Annotated in this window: 1 protein-coding gene; it reads right to left on the reverse strand. The window is 73.2% G+C overall.

The genetic code is table 11. The features are described 5' to 3' along the window. Nucleotides 1-306, reverse strand: a 306-nt coding sequence (locus KSO97_RS17595) for a family 1 glycosylhydrolase (protein ID WP_232682120.1), incomplete at both ends; no start/stop codon positions are given.

Genomic DNA, 306 nt, shown 5'->3' on the forward strand with positions numbered 1-306 from the left:
GCAGGTGATGGGCCGCGAGCACGCCCAGGAAGCCCAGCTCGCGGCCGGGGGCGTGGCGCCCGTCGCCGTAGCCGAGCAGGGCGGCCAGGTTCGGTGAGTTCACCGGGACCCAGTGCGCCACGCGGTCACCCAGGCGCGCACCCACGGCCGCGGAGTAGTCGGCGAACCGCTCGACCGTCTCGCGGTTCAACCACCCGCCGTCGTCCCCGAGGGCCTGGGGAAGATCCCAGTGGTAGAGGGTCGCCGACGGATCGATGCCGGCGGCCAACAGCTCGTCGACGAGGCGGTCGTAGACGTCGATCCGGC

Source organism: Nocardioides sp. R-C-SC26 (assembly GCF_021246465.1).
Classification (GTDB): Bacteria; Actinomycetota; Actinomycetes; order Propionibacteriales; family Nocardioidaceae; genus Nocardioides.